The organism is Pseudomonas sp. NBRC 111119, from assembly GCF_001320125.1.
Lineage (GTDB): Bacteria > Pseudomonadota > Gammaproteobacteria > Pseudomonadales > Pseudomonadaceae > Aquipseudomonas > Aquipseudomonas parafulva.
The window spans coordinates 30,542-50,682 of sequence record NZ_BCAV01000041.1 but is presented as its reverse complement, the minus strand read 5'-3'; the positions used below and the strand labels follow the sequence as shown (position 1 = coordinate 50,682).

The 20,141-nt window shown below is 63.1% G+C and carries 21 protein-coding genes; 7 read left to right on the top strand and 14 right to left on the bottom strand.

Annotation, left to right across the window (positions count from 1 at the left end):
• Positions 1–14: 14 nt before the first annotated feature.
• The 7 genes from APH25_RS15710 to minC all read right to left on the bottom strand — a co-directional run bounded on the left by APH25_RS15710 (position 15) and on the right by minC (position 6,604).
• On the bottom strand, positions 15–2,168 hold the full coding sequence (locus tag APH25_RS15710; RefSeq protein WP_028634663.1) for a mechanosensitive ion channel family protein: 2,154 nt from the start codon (positions 2,166–2,168) through the stop codon (positions 15–17).
• A gap of 44 nt (positions 2,169–2,212) precedes the next feature.
• Positions 2,213–2,380, bottom strand: coding sequence for a hypothetical protein (locus APH25_RS25700; RefSeq protein ID WP_169338822.1), 168 nt, complete (start codon positions 2,378–2,380; stop codon positions 2,213–2,215).
• A 112-nt stretch (positions 2,381–2,492) separates the two neighbouring features.
• Entirely contained in the window at positions 2,493–3,782 is a 1,290-nt protein-coding gene (locus APH25_RS15705) for a M18 family aminopeptidase (protein WP_028634664.1), read from the bottom strand.
• Positions 3,783–3,883: 101 nt separating this feature from the next.
• Positions 3,884–4,519, bottom strand: a complete 636-nt coding sequence (locus tag APH25_RS15700; protein ID WP_060482541.1) for an RluA family pseudouridine synthase — start codon at positions 4,517–4,519, stop codon at positions 3,884–3,886.
• A gap of 156 nt (positions 4,520–4,675) precedes the next feature.
• Positions 4,676–4,930 (bottom strand): cell division topological specificity factor MinE, encoded by a 255-nt coding sequence (minE, locus tag APH25_RS15695; protein ID WP_028634666.1) that lies wholly within the window; start codon positions 4,928–4,930, stop codon positions 4,676–4,678.
• 3 nt (positions 4,931–4,933) lie between these two features.
• A complete protein-coding gene (minD, locus tag APH25_RS15690) occupies positions 4,934–5,746 on the bottom strand; it encodes a septum site-determining protein MinD (protein WP_028634667.1) in 813 nt (270 codons plus the stop codon).
• Between the two features lie 99 nt (positions 5,747–5,845).
• Positions 5,846–6,604 carry a septum site-determining protein MinC gene (gene minC, locus APH25_RS15685; RefSeq protein ID WP_028634668.1) on the bottom strand — a complete coding sequence of 253 codons (759 nt, stop codon included), beginning with the start codon at positions 6,602–6,604 and terminating at the stop codon, positions 5,846–5,848.
• A gap of 111 nt (positions 6,605–6,715) precedes the next feature.
• Between minC and APH25_RS15680 the strand changes: the two genes are divergently transcribed.
• A complete protein-coding gene (locus APH25_RS15680; protein WP_028634669.1) occupies positions 6,716–7,651 on the top strand; it encodes a lipid A biosynthesis lauroyl acyltransferase in 936 nt (311 codons plus the stop codon).
• Between the two features lie 45 nt (positions 7,652–7,696).
• Here APH25_RS15680 and APH25_RS15675 read toward each other — a convergent pair whose 3' ends face one another.
• Both APH25_RS15675 and APH25_RS15670 read right to left on the bottom strand, forming a co-directional pair.
• The gene (locus APH25_RS15675; RefSeq protein ID WP_082428327.1) at positions 7,697–8,524 is read right to left on the bottom strand and encodes a VacJ family lipoprotein; all 828 of its coding nucleotides are present in this window, start codon (positions 8,522–8,524) and stop codon (positions 7,697–7,699) included.
• Positions 8,517–9,815 carry a serine/threonine protein kinase gene (locus tag APH25_RS15670; RefSeq protein ID WP_028634671.1) on the bottom strand — a complete coding sequence of 433 codons (1,299 nt, stop codon included), beginning with the start codon at positions 9,813–9,815 and terminating at the stop codon, positions 8,517–8,519. Before APH25_RS15670 ends, APH25_RS15675 begins: the two co-directional genes overlap by 8 nt.
• Before the next feature lie 189 nt (positions 9,816–10,004).
• Here APH25_RS15670 and APH25_RS15665 point away from each other — a divergent pair, with 189 nt between their 5' ends.
• On the top strand, positions 10,005–10,358 hold the full coding sequence (locus APH25_RS15665; protein WP_060482540.1) for a hypothetical protein: 354 nt from the start codon (positions 10,005–10,007) through the stop codon (positions 10,356–10,358).
• Between the two features lie 13 nt (positions 10,359–10,371).
• Here the strand turns inward: APH25_RS15665 and APH25_RS15660 are convergent, their stop codons facing one another.
• Positions 10,372–11,934 carry a hypothetical protein gene (locus APH25_RS15660; protein WP_060482539.1) on the bottom strand — a complete coding sequence of 521 codons (1,563 nt, stop codon included), beginning with the start codon at positions 11,932–11,934 and terminating at the stop codon, positions 10,372–10,374.
• A 195-nt stretch (positions 11,935–12,129) separates the two neighbouring features.
• Here APH25_RS15660 and APH25_RS15655 point away from each other — a divergent pair, with 195 nt between their 5' ends.
• The 3 genes from APH25_RS15655 (at position 12,130) to APH25_RS15645 (ending at position 15,207) form a co-directional block, all read left to right on the top strand.
• Complete coding sequence (locus tag APH25_RS15655) at positions 12,130–12,990, top strand: glycine betaine ABC transporter substrate-binding protein (protein WP_028634675.1); 861 nt, start codon at positions 12,130–12,132, stop codon at positions 12,988–12,990.
• Between the two features lie 244 nt (positions 12,991–13,234).
• Positions 13,235–13,546, top strand: coding sequence for a DUF485 domain-containing protein (locus tag APH25_RS15650; protein ID WP_028634676.1), 312 nt, complete (start codon positions 13,235–13,237; stop codon positions 13,544–13,546).
• A complete protein-coding gene (locus APH25_RS15645; protein ID WP_028634677.1) occupies positions 13,543–15,207 on the top strand; it encodes a cation acetate symporter in 1,665 nt (554 codons plus the stop codon). Before APH25_RS15650 ends, APH25_RS15645 begins: the two co-directional genes overlap by 4 nt.
• A 52-nt stretch (positions 15,208–15,259) precedes the next feature.
• Here APH25_RS15645 and APH25_RS25025 read toward each other — a convergent pair whose 3' ends face one another.
• A complete protein-coding gene (locus tag APH25_RS25025) occupies positions 15,260–15,412 on the bottom strand; it encodes a DUF3309 family protein (protein ID WP_009682861.1) in 153 nt (50 codons plus the stop codon).
• A 227-nt stretch (positions 15,413–15,639) separates the two neighbouring features.
• On the opposite strand from APH25_RS25025, the gene APH25_RS15640 reads away from it, so the two are divergent.
• Together APH25_RS15640 and csrA are read left to right on the top strand one after the other, a co-directional pair.
• Entirely contained in the window at positions 15,640–16,449 is an 810-nt protein-coding gene (locus APH25_RS15640) for an SDR family oxidoreductase (protein WP_060482538.1), read from the top strand.
• A gap of 130 nt (positions 16,450–16,579) precedes the next feature.
• Positions 16,580–16,768, top strand: a complete 189-nt coding sequence (gene csrA / locus APH25_RS15635) for a carbon storage regulator CsrA (RefSeq protein WP_028634679.1) — start codon at positions 16,580–16,582, stop codon at positions 16,766–16,768.
• Positions 16,769–16,772: 4 nt separating this feature from the next.
• Here csrA and APH25_RS15630 read toward each other — a convergent pair whose 3' ends face one another.
• From APH25_RS15630 to ngg, 3 genes are all read right to left on the bottom strand, one after another.
• Entirely contained in the window at positions 16,773–17,000 is a 228-nt protein-coding gene (locus APH25_RS15630; protein WP_060482537.1) for a YheU family protein, read from the bottom strand.
• 116 nt (positions 17,001–17,116) lie between these two features.
• Complete coding sequence (locus tag APH25_RS15625; protein WP_028634681.1) at positions 17,117–18,298, bottom strand: osmoprotectant NAGGN system M42 family peptidase; 1,182 nt, start codon at positions 18,296–18,298, stop codon at positions 17,117–17,119.
• Between the two features lie 94 nt (positions 18,299–18,392).
• Entirely contained in the window at positions 18,393–20,138 is a 1,746-nt protein-coding gene (ngg, locus tag APH25_RS15620) for an N-acetylglutaminylglutamine synthetase (RefSeq protein ID WP_060482536.1), read from the bottom strand.
• Between the last annotated feature and the right edge of the window lie 3 nt (positions 20,139–20,141).

Below are 20,141 nucleotides of genomic sequence, written 5' to 3'. Positions count from 1 at the left end.
CCAGCGGCAGTACCCTAGCTGGACGCCGCCGTGTCAGCCATGGCACCGCCACCGGCCGTCACCACCTGCACCGACAACCGTGGCGTTGCCAGGTCCAGCCCAGCCTCATCCAGCTGGCGCTTGAGCGCCAGGTTGAAGGCCCGGGACACTTCCCATTGCTTGATTGGCGCAGTCTTGAAGCGCGCCCGCAAGATCGCCGACCCCGACTCGAAACTCTCCACGCCCTGCAATTCCAGCGGTGACCAGATGTTGCGGCGCATCAGCGGGTCGCTGCGCAATTTTTGCCCCACTTCGCGGATCAGCGTGATGGCCTGGTCGATGTTCATGCTGTGCGGGATGGCCACGCGGAAGATGGCGTAGCCGAACTCGCGGGAGTAGTTCTTGATGCTCTTGATTTCACTGAACGGGATGGTGTGCACAATGCCATCGATGTCCCGCAGGCGCACGGTACGGATGGTAAGGCCTTCTACCGTGCCCAGGTGGCCGCCTACATCCACGTAGTCGTCGATAGCCAAGGAGTCTTCGATGATGATGAACAGGCCCGTGATCAGGTCGGCGACCAGCGACTGGGCACCAAAACCGATCGCCAGGCCGATCACACCGGCACCGGCCAGCAGCGGGGTCACGTTCATGCCCATGTTGGCCAGGGCCACGATCACCGCGATGATGAAGATGAACACGAACATCACGTTGCGGATCAGCGGCATCATGGTTTGTGCACGGGCGTTGGCCAGGCCGCGGCGCGAGCGCACCAGGGCATGGTGCACGGCGGTGTCCGCCAGGATCCACACCAGCCAGGCCACGATCAGCGTGGTCGCCAGGCCCAGCAGGCGCAGGCTGATGTCATGGCCGTCACCTTCGGCGAAGCTGAGCATCGACAAGCCCCACACCCGCAGGCCCAGCTCGATGAACACCAGCCAGATGAACAGGTGCAACAGCAGGTAACCAAAATTGCGCAGGCGCTCGGCATACACGGCCTGGCGCTTGCTGGCACGCTTGGGGTTGGCGGCATGCCGGCGTACCAGGCCGTTGAGCACCATGCACACCACCACCAGCACCGTGCACATCAGTGACTGGCGCAATGCGGTGCTGGTGTCGCCCGCCGACACGAAGGTGGCGAACAGCGAGATGGCCACCAGGATCAGCGCGGGCACGAACCAGAAGCTGCCCAGAATCTCGATGGTGTCGCTGAGGGTGCGCCGGGTAAGGCGGCGCGACAGCGGCTGGTTGCGGATCAGGTGAGCGATAGGCCGGCGGAAACGCAGGATGAACAAGCCGGTGCATACCGCTGCCACCACGTTGGCCAGCGTGGCCACGCCATGGGCCAGGTGCGTGCCCAGTGCTGCCGTGAGCCGTGGGTCGCCCATGGCTTCGCCGAAGGCGGCAAAGCTGCCGATCATCCACAAGGGGCGGAAGGCGCGGTGCCGCAGGATGTGCAGGGCACGGTGGCGGTGCGGGCCATCCAGCAGCGAGAAGGCGATCACGCAGATCGCCGAGAAGCAGGTACCCACCACCAAGGCATAGGCCAGCACCATGGCCAGCGACTTGCCCAGTGACGGGGGCAGCACGAAGCTCAGGTACACGGTGAACACCAGTGCCACCAGCCACGGGCCAAGCTTGCGCAGGGCAAAGCGCACCAAGTCCCAGGTACGTGGGTGCTGTGGCAGTTCCTCGCTCAGCCCAAAGCGCAGGCGAACCCGGTGGCCCACCCAGTTGAAGGCGAAGGCGAGCACGCTCCACACTGCAATCACCGCAGCAAAGCCGAACAGAATGGCCGGCCATTGGTGTACCGGCACTACCAGCTCGGCCAACTCCGCCTTGGCCTGTTCGATCTCCAGGCCCCAGCGCTGGAACGGGCTGGCGTCGCCACTGAACTGCGCCTCGAAATCATGCAGGGCGCCCCCGATCAGGCCGAGCACCCCTTGCTCGACACTGGGCTGGGATTGCCGTGTGGCGTCGCGCAGCTTTTTCAGGTCGGCCAGCAGCTTGGCCCGCTGCTGGTCGTTTTCAAGGTTCTTGATCACCTCGTCCAGCGACTTGCCCAGCGGCTCGGTGGCCTGGGGTTGCGCAGGGGCGCTGCCACCGAGCAGGCCGGGCAGGCCCGCGGCGTGGGCCGGGGTGAAAGACAGCAGAAGCAACAGCAGCAGGTAACGCAGAAGGGCAGGCACTGGCAAATCGACCTCAGGTCAAACGATTGACCGAGTGTAGAGGTTTATGTCGGCAGTTTCTCCAGGATCTTCCAGCAGGTCAGGCCAAAGATGCCCAGCGTGCCCAGCCACATCATCAACACGCCAACGTTACGCTCGCGCATGCCGAAGCCGAGGGTGAGCAACAGCAGAAAAACACAGACAGGCAGGAAGAGGGACAGAAACGGTGACATGGGCGACGATCCTTGTGCAGTGAAACCTTGAAGCAAGCATAGCGCGTTACCGCCCTGGCGGGTTGACCCCGGGCATGCCCCAAGCCAAATGCCAAGGCATGCCCAGTGCAGATCAAGGCAGTTCGCGGCTGCGGTAGAACGCTGTGAGGACTTTCACCAGGTGCGCCAGGTCGTGGCTGCCGCACAGTTCCCTGATCGAGTGCATGGCGAAGGTCGGCAGCCCGATGTCCACCGTGCGCACGCCCAGGTGGCTGGCTGCAATCGGCCCGATGGTAGAGCCGCAGCCCATGTCGCTGCGCACCACGAAGCTTTGCACCGGCACTTCCTCGGCCATGCACAGGTGGCGGAAGAACCCGGCGGTTTCGCTGTTGGTGGCGTAGCGCTGGTTGTTGTTCACCTTGATCACCGGCCCGGCGTTCAGCTTGGGGCCGTGATTGCCGTCGTGCTTGTCGGCATAGTTGGGGTGTACGCCGTGGGCGTTGTCGGCCGACACCATCAGCGAGCGCTGGATGGTGCGCACATAGGCGTCGCCGTCAGGCAGCAGGCGCTGCAGGGTCTGCTCCAGCATCGGGCCGTCGGCGCCACAGGCCGAGCTGCTGCCCACCTCTTCGTGGTCATTGCACACCAGCACGCAGGTTTCATCGCTGTCGGCGGCCAGCAGCGCCTGTAGCCCGGCGTAGCACGACAACAGGTTGTCCAGCCGTGCGCCGGCAATGAAATCACCCTGCAACCCCACCTGGGCGGCGGCCTGGGTGTCGTAGAAGCTCAGCTCGTAGTCCAGCACCACATCCGCGTTCAGTTGGTGTTCGCGGGCCAGTTGCTCGGTGAGCACGGCGCGGAAATCGAGGCGCTCATCGCCGGCCACCTGGGCCAGGATCGGTGGCAGCTCGTTCTGCGGGTTGATGGCCCAGCCTTCATTGGCCCCACGGTTAAGGTGAATGGCCAGGTTGGGGATCACCGCAATCGGCAGCGCGAAGTCGATCAGCTGGCTTTCGACCTTGCCGTCACGGCGATAGGTAACGCGCCCGGCCAGCGACAGGTCGCGGTCGAACCACGGCGCCAGCAGGGCACCGCCGTACACCTCCACACCCAGTTGCAAAAAGCCCTGGCGTTGCAGCTCTGGCTGCGGCTTTACCCGCAGGCAGGGGCTGTCAGTGTGGGCGCCGACCATGCGGATACCGTTGAGCAGCGGCGACTGTTTGCCCAGCTGGATGGCGATGATCGACGAGTCGTTGCGGGTGACGTAGTAGCGCCCACCGGGTACCACCGCCCAGCTGTCGCGCTCATCCAGGCGCTGATAGCCGCCCGCCTCAAGGCGCTGGGCCAGGCTGGCAGTGGCATGGAATGGGGTAGGGGAGGCCTTCAGAAATTCGATAAGGCCTGAGTTCAGTACATCGCGCATGGCTTACTCCGGGTCAAGCGGCTGGCAGCAAGCTGCAAGCTTCAATAAAAACCCGCTCAGGGGCAAGCCCCAGGCGGCCTGCCTGTGTGTTCACCGGCCGTTCAGAAAGGGGCGGGGCACTCGAATTTCAACCGCTGCCCGGATACCGGGTGCGTAAAGCTCAGCATCGAGGCGTGCAGGCACAGCCGCGGGTGGGCTGCCAGGGCTTCGGGGTTGGCGTACAGGCGGTCGCCCAGCAGCGGGTGGCCGATAGACAGCATATGCACCCGCAACTGGTGGGAGCGGCCGGTGATGGGCGTCAGCTCCACGCGGCAGTGGTCGCCGCAGCGTTCGAGGATGCGCCAGAACGTCAGGGCATGCTTGCCCTGCTCATGGTCGACCACATGGCGGGGCTTGGTAGGCGGGTCGTAGCGCAGCGGCAGGTCGATGCTGCCGCTGTCCAGTGTCGGCTGGCCCCAGCACAGTGCGGTGTAGGCTTTTTCGGTTTCCCGGTCATGGAACTGACGCGACAGCTCGCGGTGGCTGTCAGCATCGCGGGCCAGCAGGATGATGCCGGAGGTTTCCCAGTCCAGGCGGTGCACGATCAGCGCATCGGGGTAGCCGTTTTCCTGCAGGCGGGTGATCAGGCAATCCTTGTTGTCATCCGCCCGGCCGGGCACGGACAGCAGCAGGGTGGGTTTGTTGATCACCAGGATGGCGGCGTCTTCGTGCAGGATCTGGATAGTGGACAGCGGCATTGCGTGGTCTCGGTTGAGTCGGTGAAAAGCAGTGGGGCCGCTGTGCAGCCCATCGCCGGCAAACTGAGCCCCGCAGGCATGTGCATGACCTGCAAGAGCCGGTTTACCGGCGACGGGCTGCAAAGCAGCCCCAATAACCCACTCGTGCTCGCGGTATCAGCGATCAGGCAGGGTGATGTTCAGCTCCAGAATCGAGCAACTTCCCTGGTTTTCCAATTCGATGTGCACGTCATCGTTGCCGATGTTCACGTACTTGCGAATGACTTCCAGCAGTTCTCTTTGCAACTCCGGCAGGTAGTCCGGTTCGCTGCGTTGGCCGCGCTCGTGCGCCACGATGATCTGTAGACGCTCTTTCGCCACCGACGCGCTGGTCTGTTTTTGTCTGCCACGAAAGAAGTCAAAAAGGTTCATGGTTTATTTGCTCCCGAAAATGCGCTCGAAGAATCCCTTCTTCTGTACATCGATGAAGCGCATCGGCTTCTCTTTGCCCAGCAGGCGGTCTACCGCGTCGCTGTAGGCCTGGCCGGCATCGCTCTGGTCGTCGAGAATGACCGGGATACCTTGGTTGGATGCCTTGAGCACCGCCTGCGATTCCGGGATCACGCCCTTGAGCTTGATCGACAGGATTTCTTCGACGTCGGCCACGCTCAGCATCTCCCCCTTTACCACGCGCTCTGGGTGGTAACGGGTGATCAGCAGGTGTTCCTTGATCGGCTCTTCGCCGTTTTCGGAGCGGCGCGACTTGCTCGACAGAATACCCAGCATGCGGTCGGAGTCACGTACCGAAGACACCTCAGGGTTGGTGACCACAATGGCTTCATCGGCGAAGTACATGGCCAGGTGGGCACCTTTCTCGATGCCGGCCGGCGAATCGCAAATTACGTACTCGAACTGTTCTTTCAGTTCCATCAGTACCTTTTCAACGCCTTCCTGGGTGAGGGCGTCCTTGTCACGCGTCTGGCTGGCGGCCAGTACGTACAGGTTCTCCAGGCGCTTGTCCTTGATCAGGGCTTGCTGCAGGTTGGCTTCGCCGTTGACGACGTTGACGAAGTCGTACACCACGCGGCGTTCACAGCCCATGATCAGGTCGAGGTTACGCAGCCCCACGTCGAAGTCGACGATGACGGTCTTGTGGCCACGCAGTGCGAGGCCGGTACCAATGGCGGCGCTGGTGGTGGTCTTGCCCACACCCCCTTTGCCGGAAGTAACCACGAGAATTTTGGCCAAGGTGTTTCACCCCTAAAATGATCGGGACGCAAGTCCCTGCAAATAACTGAAGTAACGGCAACGGTAAAAAGTTGCGCTAAAAATGCTGGCAAGTATCCGTTAAAGACGGGTGATGTTCAACACGTCGCCAGACAGGCTGATTTGCACGCCGGTGCCCCACAGCGGGTCGCGGCGCAAGTCTTCGCAGACTTTGTACTGGCCGGCAATGGAAACCATCTCGGCGGTCATTTGCTGGCAGAAGATACGCGCCTTGGTATTGCCCTTGATGCCGGCCAGGGCCCGGCCGCGCATGGCGCCGTACACATGGATGTTGCCATCGGCCAGAAGTTCCGCACCCGGGCTGACCGAGGTGGTCACTACCAGGTCGCCGCCCTGGGCGTAGATCTGCTGGCCGCCGCGCACCGGCGAGGTGATGATGCGGGTGGGCCGCACCTCAGGCTCCACCACCGGTGGCGGGGTGGGCGCAGGCTCTGGCTTGCGCACTTCCGGCTCAGGCTCCAGTGGCCGTTCGCGGGCACCGGACGGCGGCAGCACAGGCAGGTCAATGGCAATGGCGGCCGCAATGTCCTCGATGCGATTGGCGCGGATGGCCAAGGTACGCAGGCCGTGATGACGGCAGATCCGCATCAAGCCGGGCAGGTCGATTGCGCCTTCGCCAGCCGGCAGCTTGTCCAGCGCCAGCACCAGCGGCGTGTTGCTGAAGAAGTTGGGTGCCTGGGCGACCTTGGCTGCCAGTTGGCGGTCAAGGGCTTCAAGGTCATTGCGCGCCAGTTCCAGTACGGTGATGGCGAGCATGCTGCCCTTGAGCTGGAACACGGAGGCGGTGTCGGGTGTGTGGTTTTGGCTCATGGTCTGCATAGACGGCTTGTTGCGGAAAAAGTGCCCTGACTTATAACGATAAGACCGGTTGCCCGCAACTTGTGCTGATCCGTTGTAGAATGCGCGGCCTTTGTCTTACCGGAAGCTTCAATGGAACGCCCGCGTTTTCGCCCCTATTTCCTTCACCCCAAGTTCTGGGGCCTGTGGCTGGGCCTGGGCCTGTTGTGGCTGGTGGTTCAGTTACCGTACAAGGTGCTGCTCAAGCTGGGTGCCGCGCTGGGTGCGGTCATGTATCGCTTTGCCGGCGAACGCCGCCGCATCGCCGCGCGCAACCTGGAGTTGTGTTTCCCCGAGCTGTCGGCTGACGAACGGCAGCGCTTGCTCAAGGCCAATTTCGCCTCCACCGGCATTGCCTTCTTCGAAATGGCCATGAGCTGGTGGTGGCCCAAGGCCAGGCTGGCGCGCCTGGCCCACGTCGAGGGCCTTGAGCACTTGCAGGCGGCGCAACAGGCCGGCCAGGGCGCCATCTTGATGGCGGTGCATTTCACCACCCTGGAAATCGGCGCGGCGCTGCTGGGCCAGCAGCACACCATCGATGGCATGTACCGCGAGCACGGCAATGCGCTGTTCGACTTCATCCAGCGCAGCGGCCGTGAGCGCCACAACCTCGATTCGCTGGCCGTTGAGCGCGAAGACGTGCGCGGCATGCTCAAACTGCTGCGGGCAGGCCGCGCCATCTGGTACGCACCTGACCAGGACTATGGCGCCAAGCAAAGTGTTTTCGTGCCGCTGTTCGGCATACCGGCCGCCACGGTGACCGCCACCACCAAGTTCGCCCGCCTGGGCAGGGCGCAGGTGATTCCGTTCACGCAAAAACGCCTGGAGGACGGCAGTGGTTACCGCCTGGTGATCCACCCGCCGCTGGCAGGCTTCCCGGGTGAAAGCGAAGAGGCCGACTGCCTGCGCATCAACCAGTGGGTGGAGGGGGTGTTGCGCGAGTGCCCGGAGCAGTACCTGTGGGCACACCGCCGGTTCAAGTCACGCCCGGAAGGGGCGCCCCGGCTGTACGACAAGAAAAGCCGTTGACCGGTATTGCGCCACTGCCCAGCGGGTGGCAGTGGCGCAGCGGTTTCAGTCGGCGATCTGCAGCTTGCGCGACTGGGTATACACGTAGCGAACTTTCTCGTATTCGAACGGCGAGTTCAGCTGGCCATAGCGGAAGTTGGTGGTGTAGCGCTTGTCCACCACGCGCAAGGCGAAGATTTCCGGGTGCTTCTTGCTGGTATCGGCCACGTCCAGGTAGTTGACGGCCTGTTCGCCGGCATAGTCCACCACCAGCCCGGTGGTATCCCGCAGGTTGGACGGGCCCAGCAGTGGCAGCACCAGGTACGGGCCTTCCGGCACGCCGTAGAAGCCCAGCGTCTGGCCAAAGTCTTCGCTCTGGCGCGGTAACCCCATGCGGGTGGCCGGGTCCCACAGCCCGCCCACGCCAATGATGGTGTTGAACATCAGGCGGGCGGTGATTTCTGCCGAGCGCTTGGCCTTCAACTGCAGCACGCTGTTGAACAGGTTGGGTACATCGCCCAGGTTGTTGAAGAAGTTGGTCACGCCACTGCGCACGAAGCGCGGGGTGATGTACTGGTAACCGTTGACCAGCGGCAGCAGCACCCATTGGTCCAGCCGGTAGTTGAAGTGGTACACGCGCCGGTTCACCGATTCCAGCGGGTCGTATACGTTCAATGCCTCCAGGGTGGAGCGCTCGAACTCGCGCTGGTCCAGCCCCGGGTTGAATTTCAGCTCGCGCAGCGGGTCGAGAAAGCCGTCTGCCTCTGGGACCAGGGGCGCGGTGCCGATCACCTGCGGGTCGCCCTCGACCACGCTGGCCCGTGGGGCGGTTTCTGCGGCCAGGGTATGGCCTGCGGCCAGTAGCGCCGCGGCAAAGAGGAGTTTGTTAACCACGGAAGAACTCCAGCATGGCGTCACTGTTGACGCGATAGTTGAGGTTGCCGCAATGGCCGCCATGGGGGTAGAGGGTCAGGCGGTCGCCGAACACCTTGCGCAGGAAGCCGATGTCGCCTGGGCCCAGGATGACGTCGTCGGCGTTGTGCATCACGGCGATCTTCTTGCTGTTTTGCAGGTAGTCCTTGAGCGCGTACAGGCTCACCTGGTTGGTCAGTTCCAGAATGGTGCCGCCACCGGTGCGCGCCCGCCACATGGGGATGACCTGCTCGGTCATGTAGCAGTCGAAGTCACATTGCAGGGCCCGCTTGAAATAGGGCGTGAGGCTGGTGCCTTCGGTGATCGGCTGCTTGGGCGGGATGATCAGGCCGCGGCGGTTGATCAGGTCGGAGGTAAAGGCGATGTCGGCCGCCGAGAACCGGAACGAAGTACCGATCAACATGGCCATCTGTTCGTTGGACAGGTGCTGACGGGACTGCTGGAAGTCGTACAGCAAGGCCTCGTTGAGGTCGATATAGCCTTTTTCCTGGAAGTAGCGGGTCAGTTTTTCCAGCATCAGCTCGTAGAAGGTGGTGCTGCGGTCAATGCCTTTCACCTGGGTCTGCACCAGTTTGTCCAGGTTGTTGATGGACGTGTACAGGTTCACCGGCGGGTTCAGCAGCAGCACGCGCTTGAAGTTGAAGCTGCGGCGGGTTTCGTCCAGGTGGCTGACGAACGCGGCATCCAGCGCACCGAGGCTGTACCCCGTGAGGTAGAAGTCGGTGACCGGCAGCCGTGCATGCTGGGCCCGAACCGCCTGCATCACGCGGTACATGTCCTGGGCATCATCCTGGCTGATGCCGGGGGTGGCGAAGCGCGAGGCAGCGCTGATGAAGTCGAAGCTGGTGGGCGACGACAGCTGCACCACGTGGAAACCGGCCTGGTAGAACAGCTTCTTGAGGTATTCGTTGATGCTGCTGCTGTAGGAGGCCCCGGTGCCGGCGATGATGAAGATCAGCGGCGCGGCGTGGTCCTGGCGAGCCAGGCGGTATTTGAGCTTTTTCACCGCCCAGAAGTTGTCGGGCAGGGTGAATTCGCGCTCTGGGCGCAGGGTGAGGCTGTAGTCGGACTGGTCGATTTCATCGTCGCTGGGCAGCATTGGGCGCTGGTCTGGCGGCGTGGTGGCGATGGTCGCCTCGAACGGGTTGGTCAAGGGGTAGCCATAGCTCGCGGCGTCGATATCCCGCGCAGAAGCGGCCACAGCCATGAGCAAGCTGCCGAGAACGGCAGCGAGGCGCATAAATCGAAGCATGTAATCCCCCAAAAGAACGCAAGGTGGCGCGTGTGCAGGCTAGGACCACGGCGCCCCAGGCAAAGTTGCCGGGCGTGATGGCCTTTGGTGTACCTGTTATCTGCAACATAGCTGCAGGCCTGGCATTTTGCCTTGAAATGGGCCCTGCGCCATCATGCGCGTTTTCTATGACCACTGCTGGAGAGATGGATGACGCGTACATGGCCGGCTGTATTGACGGTGTTGTTTGTCGGGCTGTGGCTTGCGGCCAGCTATGGCGTGCGCTACGGGCTGATGGAGGACGGGCAGTGGGTGGGCCTGTGCACGCAGCCTGCGGCGTACTGGCAATGTGAGGTGCGCGCGTTGCTGGGGCTGGGCATTCACTATCAGGTACTGGCCTGGTGTGGGTTGGCGTTGGCGCTGCTGGGGCTGGTGGTGCGCGGGCGTGCCGGCGCGTGGCTGGCCGGCTTGGCCTTGGTGTTCGCAGTGCCGGCGTTGGTGCTGTATACCGCCAGCATGGCGGTGTTCGCGTTGGTGCTGGCGGGGTTGCGGTTGGTGCGTTAGCGAGCCTGGGCGGTTACCGGGCGAGACGCAGGCTGCGCCACAGGGCCGCCGTCATCACCACGCTCACGGCCGCCCAAACCCAGGCTTGCTGGTTGTGAGCGCCCTCGATGAACAGTTGTGGCACTACGCCAGCACCGACGATGCACGCCAGCAGCGTCACTTCGCGGCGCCGCACCGGCACCGGCCGCAGCACATAAACCAGCGCCGGGAGCGCCAGTGCGGCGCTGGGGAAGCTGCGGTAGCGCGGGTCGAACACCATCGCCAGCATGCTCACCGCTGCCGCAACGCCGGCCACCAGCAGCACCCTGCCTGCCTGCGCCTGCAACCCGGCGAACAGCCGCTGGCGCCAGCCGGCCCGTTGCGCCAGTGCCAGGGCCCCGTGTGCCAGCACCACAAGGTTCAGCCCCGCCAGCAGCACGGCCCACACCCATTCCGAAGCGAACCGCGCATGGGTGCGCATCAGCTCACCCCACAGCCCCAGGCAACCCGCGCCGAATGCGGCCAGCAACGGCAGCGCGACGGCGGCCTGTGTGCCGCCGGGCCGCCCGGCCAGCAGCAACATCAGACCCATCAGCACGGCGCTGGCCACCCACCATTGGGGCCAATCGGGCAGGTTGCTGACTGGCCCCTCCAGCACGCCCTTATCCAGGCGGTTGGCGTCATACAGCCCCCAGTAGCCGCCAACAGCGCCTTCGTTGGCGCGCTTCCAGGGCTGATCGAACGCTTCGATCAGGTTGTATTGCCAGCCGTTCTGCTCGGCCATGGCAACGAACCCGCGGATGAAACGGGCCTCGTTGACTCGGCTGGGCACTGCGGTTTCGCGCTGGCGCCCCTCGCTGGGCCAGCCGGTTTCACCAATCAGGATGCCCTTCGGCGCGAAGCGCAGGCCAAATTGCCGGCGTACGTCGGCCACATGGGCCAAGGCATCATCAATGCCACGGGGTTTATCTTCCCAATAGGGCAGCAGGTGAATGGTAAGAAAGTCCACCACCGGTGCCACTTCAGGGTGCTGTAACCAGAAATCCCAGACATCGGCATAGGTAACAGGCACCTGCACCCGGCTTTTAACCCGGGTGATCAATTCTGCCAGCCGTGTGCCGGTGATCTCCTTGCGCAGCAGGGTCTCGTTGCCCACGATCACCGCGCTCACTACATCCGGGTTGGCATTGGCGGCGGCGATCAGCAGTGCGATCTCCTTGTCGGTGTCGGCGGGGTGGGCGTTGACCCAGGCACCCAGCATCACCTTGAGCCCATGCTTGCGCGCCAGCGCCGGGATGGCTTCAAGACCGCTCATGGAATAGGTGCGGATGCACTGAAAACGCTCAGCCAGCAGCGCCAGGTCCGCGTCCATGCGTGCCGGGCGCAGGCGAAACGGCTGGTCGTAGGGCGACTGGTCTTTGTCGAAAGGGGTATAGGAGGCGCACTGCAACTTGTGCGCAGGGCCGGCAGCGTCAGGTAACTGCACAGGCTTGCCCAGCCCGTACCAGAGCCCGCCCAGCCCGGCCAGGCCCAGCAGGCAGGCGAGCAGGTAAAGTGGCATCAGCAAGCGGGTGGTACTGGGCATCGGGCAGTCCATGTCGGGTGCAAAGGGGAGGATAGTAGCCCGGCGCCAACACTTTGGCATGCAAGTATCGCGCAGGCAGCAGCACGCCCATGCCGCTAATGGCACAGTGCTGTCGCAGATGGGCGCCTGGGGGTCGCAGATGGATCAGGTCCGGCCGCCATGCAGGCAGATGATGGAATCTCCAAGACCTGACGAGGGAATGCTTTGATGGCTACTCTAACAAAAATGCGACGTGTCCTGGGTGTGGGCGCCGCCCTGGCACTGGCCATGAGCGGTACACAGGCCATGGCCAAAGAAGTAAGCATTGGCTACGTGGATGGTTGGGCTGACAGCGTGGCCACCACCAACGTGGCAGCCGAAGTAATCAAGCAAAAGCTCGGCTATGACGTGAAGCTGCAGGCCGTGGCCACGGGCATCATGTGGCAGGGCGTGGCCACCGGCAAGCTCGACGCCATGTTGTCTGCCTGGCTGCCCGTTACCCACGGTGAGTACTGGGCCAAGAACAAGGACAACGTGGTCGACTACGGCGCCAACTTCAAGGATGCCAAGATTGGCCTGATCGTGCCTGAGTACGTCAAGGCCGTCAGCATCGGTGACCTCAAGACCGATGACACCTTCAAGCAGAAAATCGTCGGTATCGATGCCGGCTCGGGTGTGATGATCAAGACTGAGCAGGCCATCAAGGATTATGACCTGACCGGTTACAAACTGCAGGCAAGTTCCGGTGCGGCGATGACGGCCGAACTGGGCCGCGCGTATGCCAAGCAGCAGTCCATCGCAGTGACCGGCTGGGTGCCGCACTGGATGTTCGCCAAATGGAAACTGAAGTTCCTCGAAGACCCGAAAGGCGTCTATGGCGCGGCTGAAACCGTGAACAGCATCGGTAGCAAGGAACTGGCCACCAAGGCCCCTGAAGTGGCCGACTTCCTGAAGAAGTTCAGCTGGCAGTCCAAGGATGAGATCGGCGAAGTCATGCTGGCTATCCAGGAAGGTGCCAAGCCTGAAGCCGCTGCCAAGGACTGGGTTGCCAAGCACCCTGACCGTGTGAAGGAGTGGACGGGTAAGTGATTTAGGCGCTGGCCGAAATTTCTTTAGCGCCTGTTAGACCGAGCGCCGCGCGGGCGGCGCTCGATTTGCGCACCACCGCGTAACCCAAGGCAAGCCCCTCCCAGCCCCAACTCTCTAGCTATTTGTTACGCAACCGGTAAAACACCGTTGCATCTAAGACTAAGGTCGTCTGGTTGGCGTCCAACAGCCGCATAAAGTAAGGGTGTGGGTTGCATTCCCTCTTTGTGCTGCTAGGACAACAACAATGAACGACAGCATTTACCTCTCGATACAAAACAGCCCCCGTTTCAAGGAGCTGGTCAGCAAACGCGAACGGTTCGCCTGGGTTCTCTCGGCGATCATGCTCGGCCTCTACTGCGCTTTCATCCTCCTGATCGCCTACGGTCCTCAGATTCTGGGCACCAAGCTCAGCCCTGGGTCATCGATTACCTGGGGTATTCCCCTGGGCGTCGGCCTGATCGTTTCGGCATTTGTCCTTACCGCCATCTACGTGCGCCGCGCCAACGGCGAATTCGATGAGCTGAACAAGGCCATCCTGAAGGAGGCGCAACAATGATTCGTCACGCCAAAGCCTTGGCCATACTGGCCTGCGGAGCCTTCGCACCCGCTGTGTGGGCAGCCGATGCCCTGACCGGCGAGGTGCAGAAACAACCCCTGAATGTGTCGGCGATTGCCATGTTCGTGGCCTTTGTCGCCTTTACCCTTGGCATTACCTACTGGGCGTCCAAACGCAACAAGTCGGCGGCCGACTACTACGCGGCCGGCGGCAAGATCACCGGCTTCCAGAACGGCCTGGCGATTGCCGGCGACTACATGTCGGCGGCCTCGTTCCTGGGTATTTCCGCACTGGTGTTCACCTCCGGCTACGACGGCCTGATCTACTCCATCGGCTTTCTGGTCGGCTGGCCGATCATTCTGTTCCTGATCGCCGAGCGCCTGCGCAACCTGGGCAAGTACACCTTCGCCGACGTGGCCTCCTACCGCCTGGGGCAAAAGGAAATCCGCACCTTGTCCGCCTCCGGTTCGCTGGTGGTGGTGGCGTTCTACCTGATCGCGCAGATGGTAGGTGCCGGCAAGCTGATCGAGCTGCTGTTCGGCCTCGACTACCACGTGGCGGTGATCCTGGTGGGCATCCTGATGTGCCTGTACGTGCTGTTCGGCGGCATGCTGGCCACCACCTGGGTACAGATCATCAAGGCGGTGCTGCTGCTGTCCGGTGCCAGCTTCATGGCACTGATGGTCATGAAGCACGTAGGCTTCGATTTCAACACCCTGTTCTCCGAAGCGATCAAGGTGCACGCCAAGGGTGAGGCCATCATGAGCCCAGGCGGCCTGGTTAAGGACCCGATCTCGGCGTTCTCCCTGGGCCTGGCGCTGATGTTCGGCACGGCCGGCCTGCCGCACATCCTGATGCGCTTCTTCACCGTCAGTGACGCCAAGGAAGCGCGCAAGAGCGTGCTGTACGCCACGGGCTTCATCGGCTACTTCTACATCCTCACCTTCATCATCGGTTTTGGCGCCATTCTGCTGGTCAGCACCAACCCTGACTTCAAGGACGCTACCGGTGCCTTGCTGGGTGGCAACAACATGGCGGCGGTGCACCTGGCCAATGCCGTGGGTGGCAGCGTGTTCCTCGGCTTTATCTCGGCAGTGGCCTTCGCCACCATCCTGGCGGTCGTCGCGGGCCTGACCTTGGCCGGTGCCTCGGCGGTGTCCCACGACCTGTACGCCAGCGTGTGGCGCAAGGGCAAGGCCAACGACAAGGACGAGATCCGCGTGTCGAAGATCACCACGGTCGCCCTGGGCGTGCTGGCGATCGGCCTGGGCATTCTGTTCGAGAAGCAGAACATCGCCTTCATGGTGGGCCTGGCGTTCTCCATTGCGGCCAGCTGCAACTTCCCGGTGCTGTTGCTTTCGATGTACTGGAAGAAGCTGACCACCCGCGGTGCCATGATCGGCGGCTGGCTGGGCCTGATCAGTGCGGTAACGCTGATGGTGCTCGGCCCGACCATCTGGGTGCAGATCCTCGGCCACGAGAAACCGATCTACCCGTACGAATACCCGGCACTGTTCTCCATGCTGATTGCCTTTGGCGGTATCTGGTTCTTCTCGATCACCGACAAGTCCAAGGCTGCTGAGAACGAACGCGCGCTGTTCTTCCCGCAGTTCGTGCGCTCGCAAACGGGCCTGGGTGCATCAGGGGCTGTCTCGCACTGATCTTCAGGTATAAAAAAACCGCGCCTAGGCGCGGTTTTTTTGTGTGTCTGCGTCAGATCCTGCCGAGTAGCAACAACACCAGCAAGACCACCAGCACCACACCGACGATACCGGACGGGCCATAGCCCCAGCTACGCGAGTGAGGGAAGACGGGCAGGCCGCCAATCAGCAGGAGGATCAGGATGATGATCAGAATCGTGGTCATGTAGGAGTCCTTGCGTGGTGGAGGGTCAAGGGCCTCGGGTTGCCGGCCTCTTGTAAATTCGGACCGGTGCCGTTTGTGAAAGATTCCATCGGCGTGTAGGCCGGTTCGACATCTTTTTGTGCAACCGCTTGTTCATGGCCGCTCATTCACTCGCCTGATAAGCCCTGCCAGCCCCTGTGGGCTTGATTAAACTCGCTGCATCCACCCTCACCACAAGGCTTGCAGCCATGCACAACCGCATCATGATCACGGGCGCCGGGTCGGGCCTTGGGCGCGAAATTGCCCTGCGCTGGGCCCGCGAAGGCTGGCAGCTGGCGCTGGCCGACGTGAACCCGGCAGGCCTGCGCGAAACCTTGGAGCAAGTGAAGGCCGCTGGTGGCTCGGGCTTCGCCCAGCACTGCGATGTGCGCGACTACAGCCAGCTGACCGCCATGGCCCAGGCCTGCGACGAGCAGTTCGGGGGCGTGGACGTCATCGTCAACAATGCGGGCGTGGCTTCGGGCGGGTTCTTCGCCGAGCTGTCGCTGGAAGACTGGGACTGGCAGATCTCGGTCAACCTGATGGGCGTGGTCAAGGGCTGCAAGGCGTTTTTGCCGCTGCTGGAGCGCAGCAAGGGCCGCATCATCAATGTCGCCTCCATGGCCGCGCTGATGCAGGGCCCGGGCATGAGCAACTACAACGTGGCCAAGGCCGGGGTGCTGGCATTGTCCGAGAGCCTGCTGGTTGAACTGCGTGAGCTGGAAGTGGCGGTGCACGTGGTGTGCCCGTCCTTTTTCCAGACCAACCTGCTGGACTCGTTCCGCGGGCCGGACCCGGCCATGAAAGCCCAGGTGGGCAAGCTGCTGGAAAGCTCGCCCATCAGCGCGGCCGACATAGCCGAGTGCATCTTCGAGCAGGTGGCAGCCGGGCAGTTTCTCATCCTGCCCCACGAGGCGGGCAGGCAAGCCTGGGCCATGAAGTGCCAGGCCCCTCAGCGGCTGTACGACGAAATGGCGGAAATGGCGATGAAGATGCGAGCCAAGGCGCGTTCAGGCTGACGGATTAGGTGAAATCTGTAGGGCAAATTACCTTAGCTTGTCGGCAACTTCTGAATAGCGGGGGAAGTCTTGTGTAGCTGAACAGCTACGATGCACCCTCCGGTTTTCCCTTTCGCAGGAGGACCGGAACATGTTGGTGATAGGACGCGAAGTGGGTGAAGTAATCGTGATTGGCGACGACATCCGCATCATGGTGGTCGAAACCCGGGACGGCATGGTGCGCTTTGGTGTGGATGCACCGCGTGAAGTGCCAGTGCACCGTGCCGAGGTGTATCGGCGCATCAAGGAGGCGCAGCAGGCCAAGGCGGGCAGGGCGTGATCGGCTAGTCGAGCAGTTCGGGCGGCACGTCGTGCTTGGCCAGCAATTGGCATTGCTGGCTCTCGGGGTCGAACAGGATGAACGCCTGGCCTTTGACCAATGCCTGGCGCACCCGCAGCACCCGCGTTTCCAGCGGGGTGTCGTCACCGTTGTCGGTACCGTCGCGGGTCACGAAGTCTTCGATCAGACGGGTGAGGGTGTCGGTTTGCAGGTGTTCGTAGGGTATCAGCATGGTGAGAGGTGTCTGAGAGCGGTGTAGGCATGCTACGCGAAACGGGCGGTTGTGGGGGAGGTTAGCCGGAGGTGCTCGCCTTAATAGGGGGGCACCCCCCGCCCCCACAGCCAACCTTATTTATTGCCCACCAAACTGTCCACCGCCGGCACCCGCGTGTCGCTCTCCATCTGCGCATCATGTTCCAGCTGGTGGCTGAACCGCTCCAGTGAAGCATTGGCCGGCTGGGAATCGCTGGCAAACACGGGCGGGCTCAGCAAGTAGGCCGACAGCAACTGGCTCAACGCCGCCAGGCTATCGATGTGGGTACGCTCATACCCATGTGTGGCATCGCAGCCAAAGGCCACCAGTGCCGTACGAATGTCGTGCCCCGCCGTCACCGCCGAATGAGCATCGCTGAAGTAATAGCGGAACAGGTCGCGCCGCACCGGCAGCTCGTGATCACCGGCCAGTTTCAGCAGGTGGCGGGACAAATGGTAATCGTAGGGCCCCGACGAATCCTGCATCGCCACACTCACCGCATGCTCGCTGGAGGCCTGCCCCGGGGCCACAGGGGCGATATCGATACCCACGAACTCACTGACGTCCCAGGGTAGGGCGCCAGCAGCACCGGAGCCGGTTTCCTCGGTGATGGTGAACAGTGGGTGGCAGTCGATCAGCGGCTGGCGGCCACTTTCCACCACGGCCTTGAGTGCAGCCAGCAATGCCGCCACACCGGCCTTGTCGTCCAGGTGGCGGGCGCTGATGTGGCCGCTTTCGGTGAATTCGGGCAACGGGTCGAAGGCCACGAAGTCGCCAATGTTCACGCCCAGGGCCTCGCAATCTGCCCGTGTGGTGCAATAGGCATCCAGCCGTACTTCTACGTGCTCCCAACTCACCGGCATCTGGTCGATGGCAGTGTTGAACGCATGCCCGCTGGCCATCAGCGGCAGTACGCTGCCACGGAACACACCGGTGTCGGTAAACACACTCACCCTGCTGCCTTCGGCAAAACGGCTGGACCAGCAGCCCACCGGTGCCAGCGCCAGCCGGCCATTGTCCTGCAGTTGGCGCACGCTGGCGCCGATGGTGTCCAGGTGCGCGGAAACCGCACGGTCTGGCGAACTCTGGCGGCCCTTGAGGGTGGCGCGGATGGTGCCGCGCCGGGTCAGCTCGAAGGGGATGCCCAGCTCGTCAAGGCGTTCGGCCACGTAACGCACGATGGTGTCGGTAAAGCCGGTAGGGCTGGGGATGGCAAGCATCTCCAGCAGTACACGCTTAAGGTATTCGAGATCGGGTTCGGGATGTCGCTCAGACATGTCCTGGCCTCCAGTCGTGGTCTTGAAAAGTGGTCAGCGTTCGTGCAGCGGCGGCCGGTTTCGGGCCGCCACTCACGGCGCTGGGTATCGTGTGTCAGCCCAAAGGCCGGCTGTGGGGGAACAGCAGATCGATGAAACGCTCTGCGGTGGGCTGCGGCTCATGGTTGGCCAGCCCGGCCCGTTCGTTGGCCTCGATGATCACGTAGTCCGGCTGGGCGGCATCGCGCACCATGAAATCCAGGCCGACCACGGGAATTTCCAACGCCCGGGCAGCCTTGACGGCCGCCTCTGCAAGCACGGGGTGCAGCGTTGCCGTCACATCCTCCAGGGTGCCGCCCGTGTGCAGGTTGGCAGTGCGACGCACGGCCAGCTGCTGGCCGGCGGGCAGAATGTGGTCATAGCCATAGCCTGCCGCTATCAGCGTGCGTTCGGTTTCATCGTCCAGCGGAATGCGGCTTTCACCACCGGTCGCGGCCTGGCGCCGGCGGCTCTGGGCTTCGATCAATGCGCGGATGCTGTGCGTGCCATCGCCGGTTACCTGCGCCGGGTGGCGAATGGCGGCTGCAACCACCTCGTAACCGATCACCAGAATGCGCAGGTCGTGGCCAGCGTGGAAGCTTTCCAGCAGCACGCGGCTGTCGAACTGGCGCGCCTGCTCGACGGCGTGGGCGATGTCTTCGAAGGTGGTGAGGTTGACCGCTACCCCCTGGCCTTGCTCGCCATCTACCGGCTTTACCACCACCGCGCCGTGTTCTTCGAGAAACGCGAGGTTTTCATCGGCGTTACCGGCCAACTGCTGCGCCGGCACTTGCAAGCCTGCGTTACCCAATGCCCGCTGAGTCAGGCGCTTGTCCTGGCACAGGGTCATGGTCACGGCGCTGGTCAGGTCGCTGAGCGATTCCCGGCAGCGGATGCGCCGGCCACCCAGGCTCAAGGTGAACAGGCCCGACGCTGCGTCATCGACCTGCACCTCCACGCCCCGGCGCAGCGCCTCGTCGACGATGATGCGCGCATAGGGGTTGAGGTCGGCTTGCGGGCCAGGGCCCAGAAACAGCCGCTCGTTGATGCCATTCTTGCGCTTGACGGCGAAGGTGGGCAGGTTGCGAAACCCCAGCTTTTCGTACAGGCGCTTGGCCTGGCGGTTATCGTGCAGCACCGACAGGTCCAAGTAGGCCAGGCCCCGGCTCATGAAGTGTTCGATCAGGTGACGCACCAGCACTTCGCCCACCCCGGGGCGGGTGCAGTGGGGGTCGACGGCCAGGCACCACAGGCTGCTGCCGTTTTCCGGGTCGTCGAAGGCCTTGGCGTGGTTCAGGCCCATCACGCTGCCAATGATCGCACCACTGTCTTCATCCTCGGCCAGCCAGTACACCGGGCCGCCCAGGTGGCGGGGGGTGAGCAGTTCAGGGTCGACGGGCAGCATGCCGCGGGCCTGGTACAGGGTATTGATGGCCTGCCAGTCGCCGTCATTCTGCGCCCGGCGCACGCGAAAGCCGCGGAACACCCGTTGCGCCGGGCGGTAGTCGGTAAACCACAGGCGCAGGGTATCGGAAGGGTCAAGAAACAGCTGCTGCGGGGCATGGGCCAGCACCTGCTGGGGGGCTGCCACGTACAGCGCAATGTCACGCTCGCCACGGCATTCGCCTAGCAGATCTTCTGCGAGCTTGGCCGGGTCGGCGTAGGTGTGGCCGATCAGTAGCCGGCCCCAGCCGCAGTGCAGGGCACGGGGCTGGTGTTGAGGCTCGCTGCCATCGCCCGCCAGGCGTGCCTGCAGGCGCTCATACGAGGGCGCCTGGCCGCGCAGCAGGCGCTGGCCATAGGCAGTTTCGTGGGCTTTCATGGG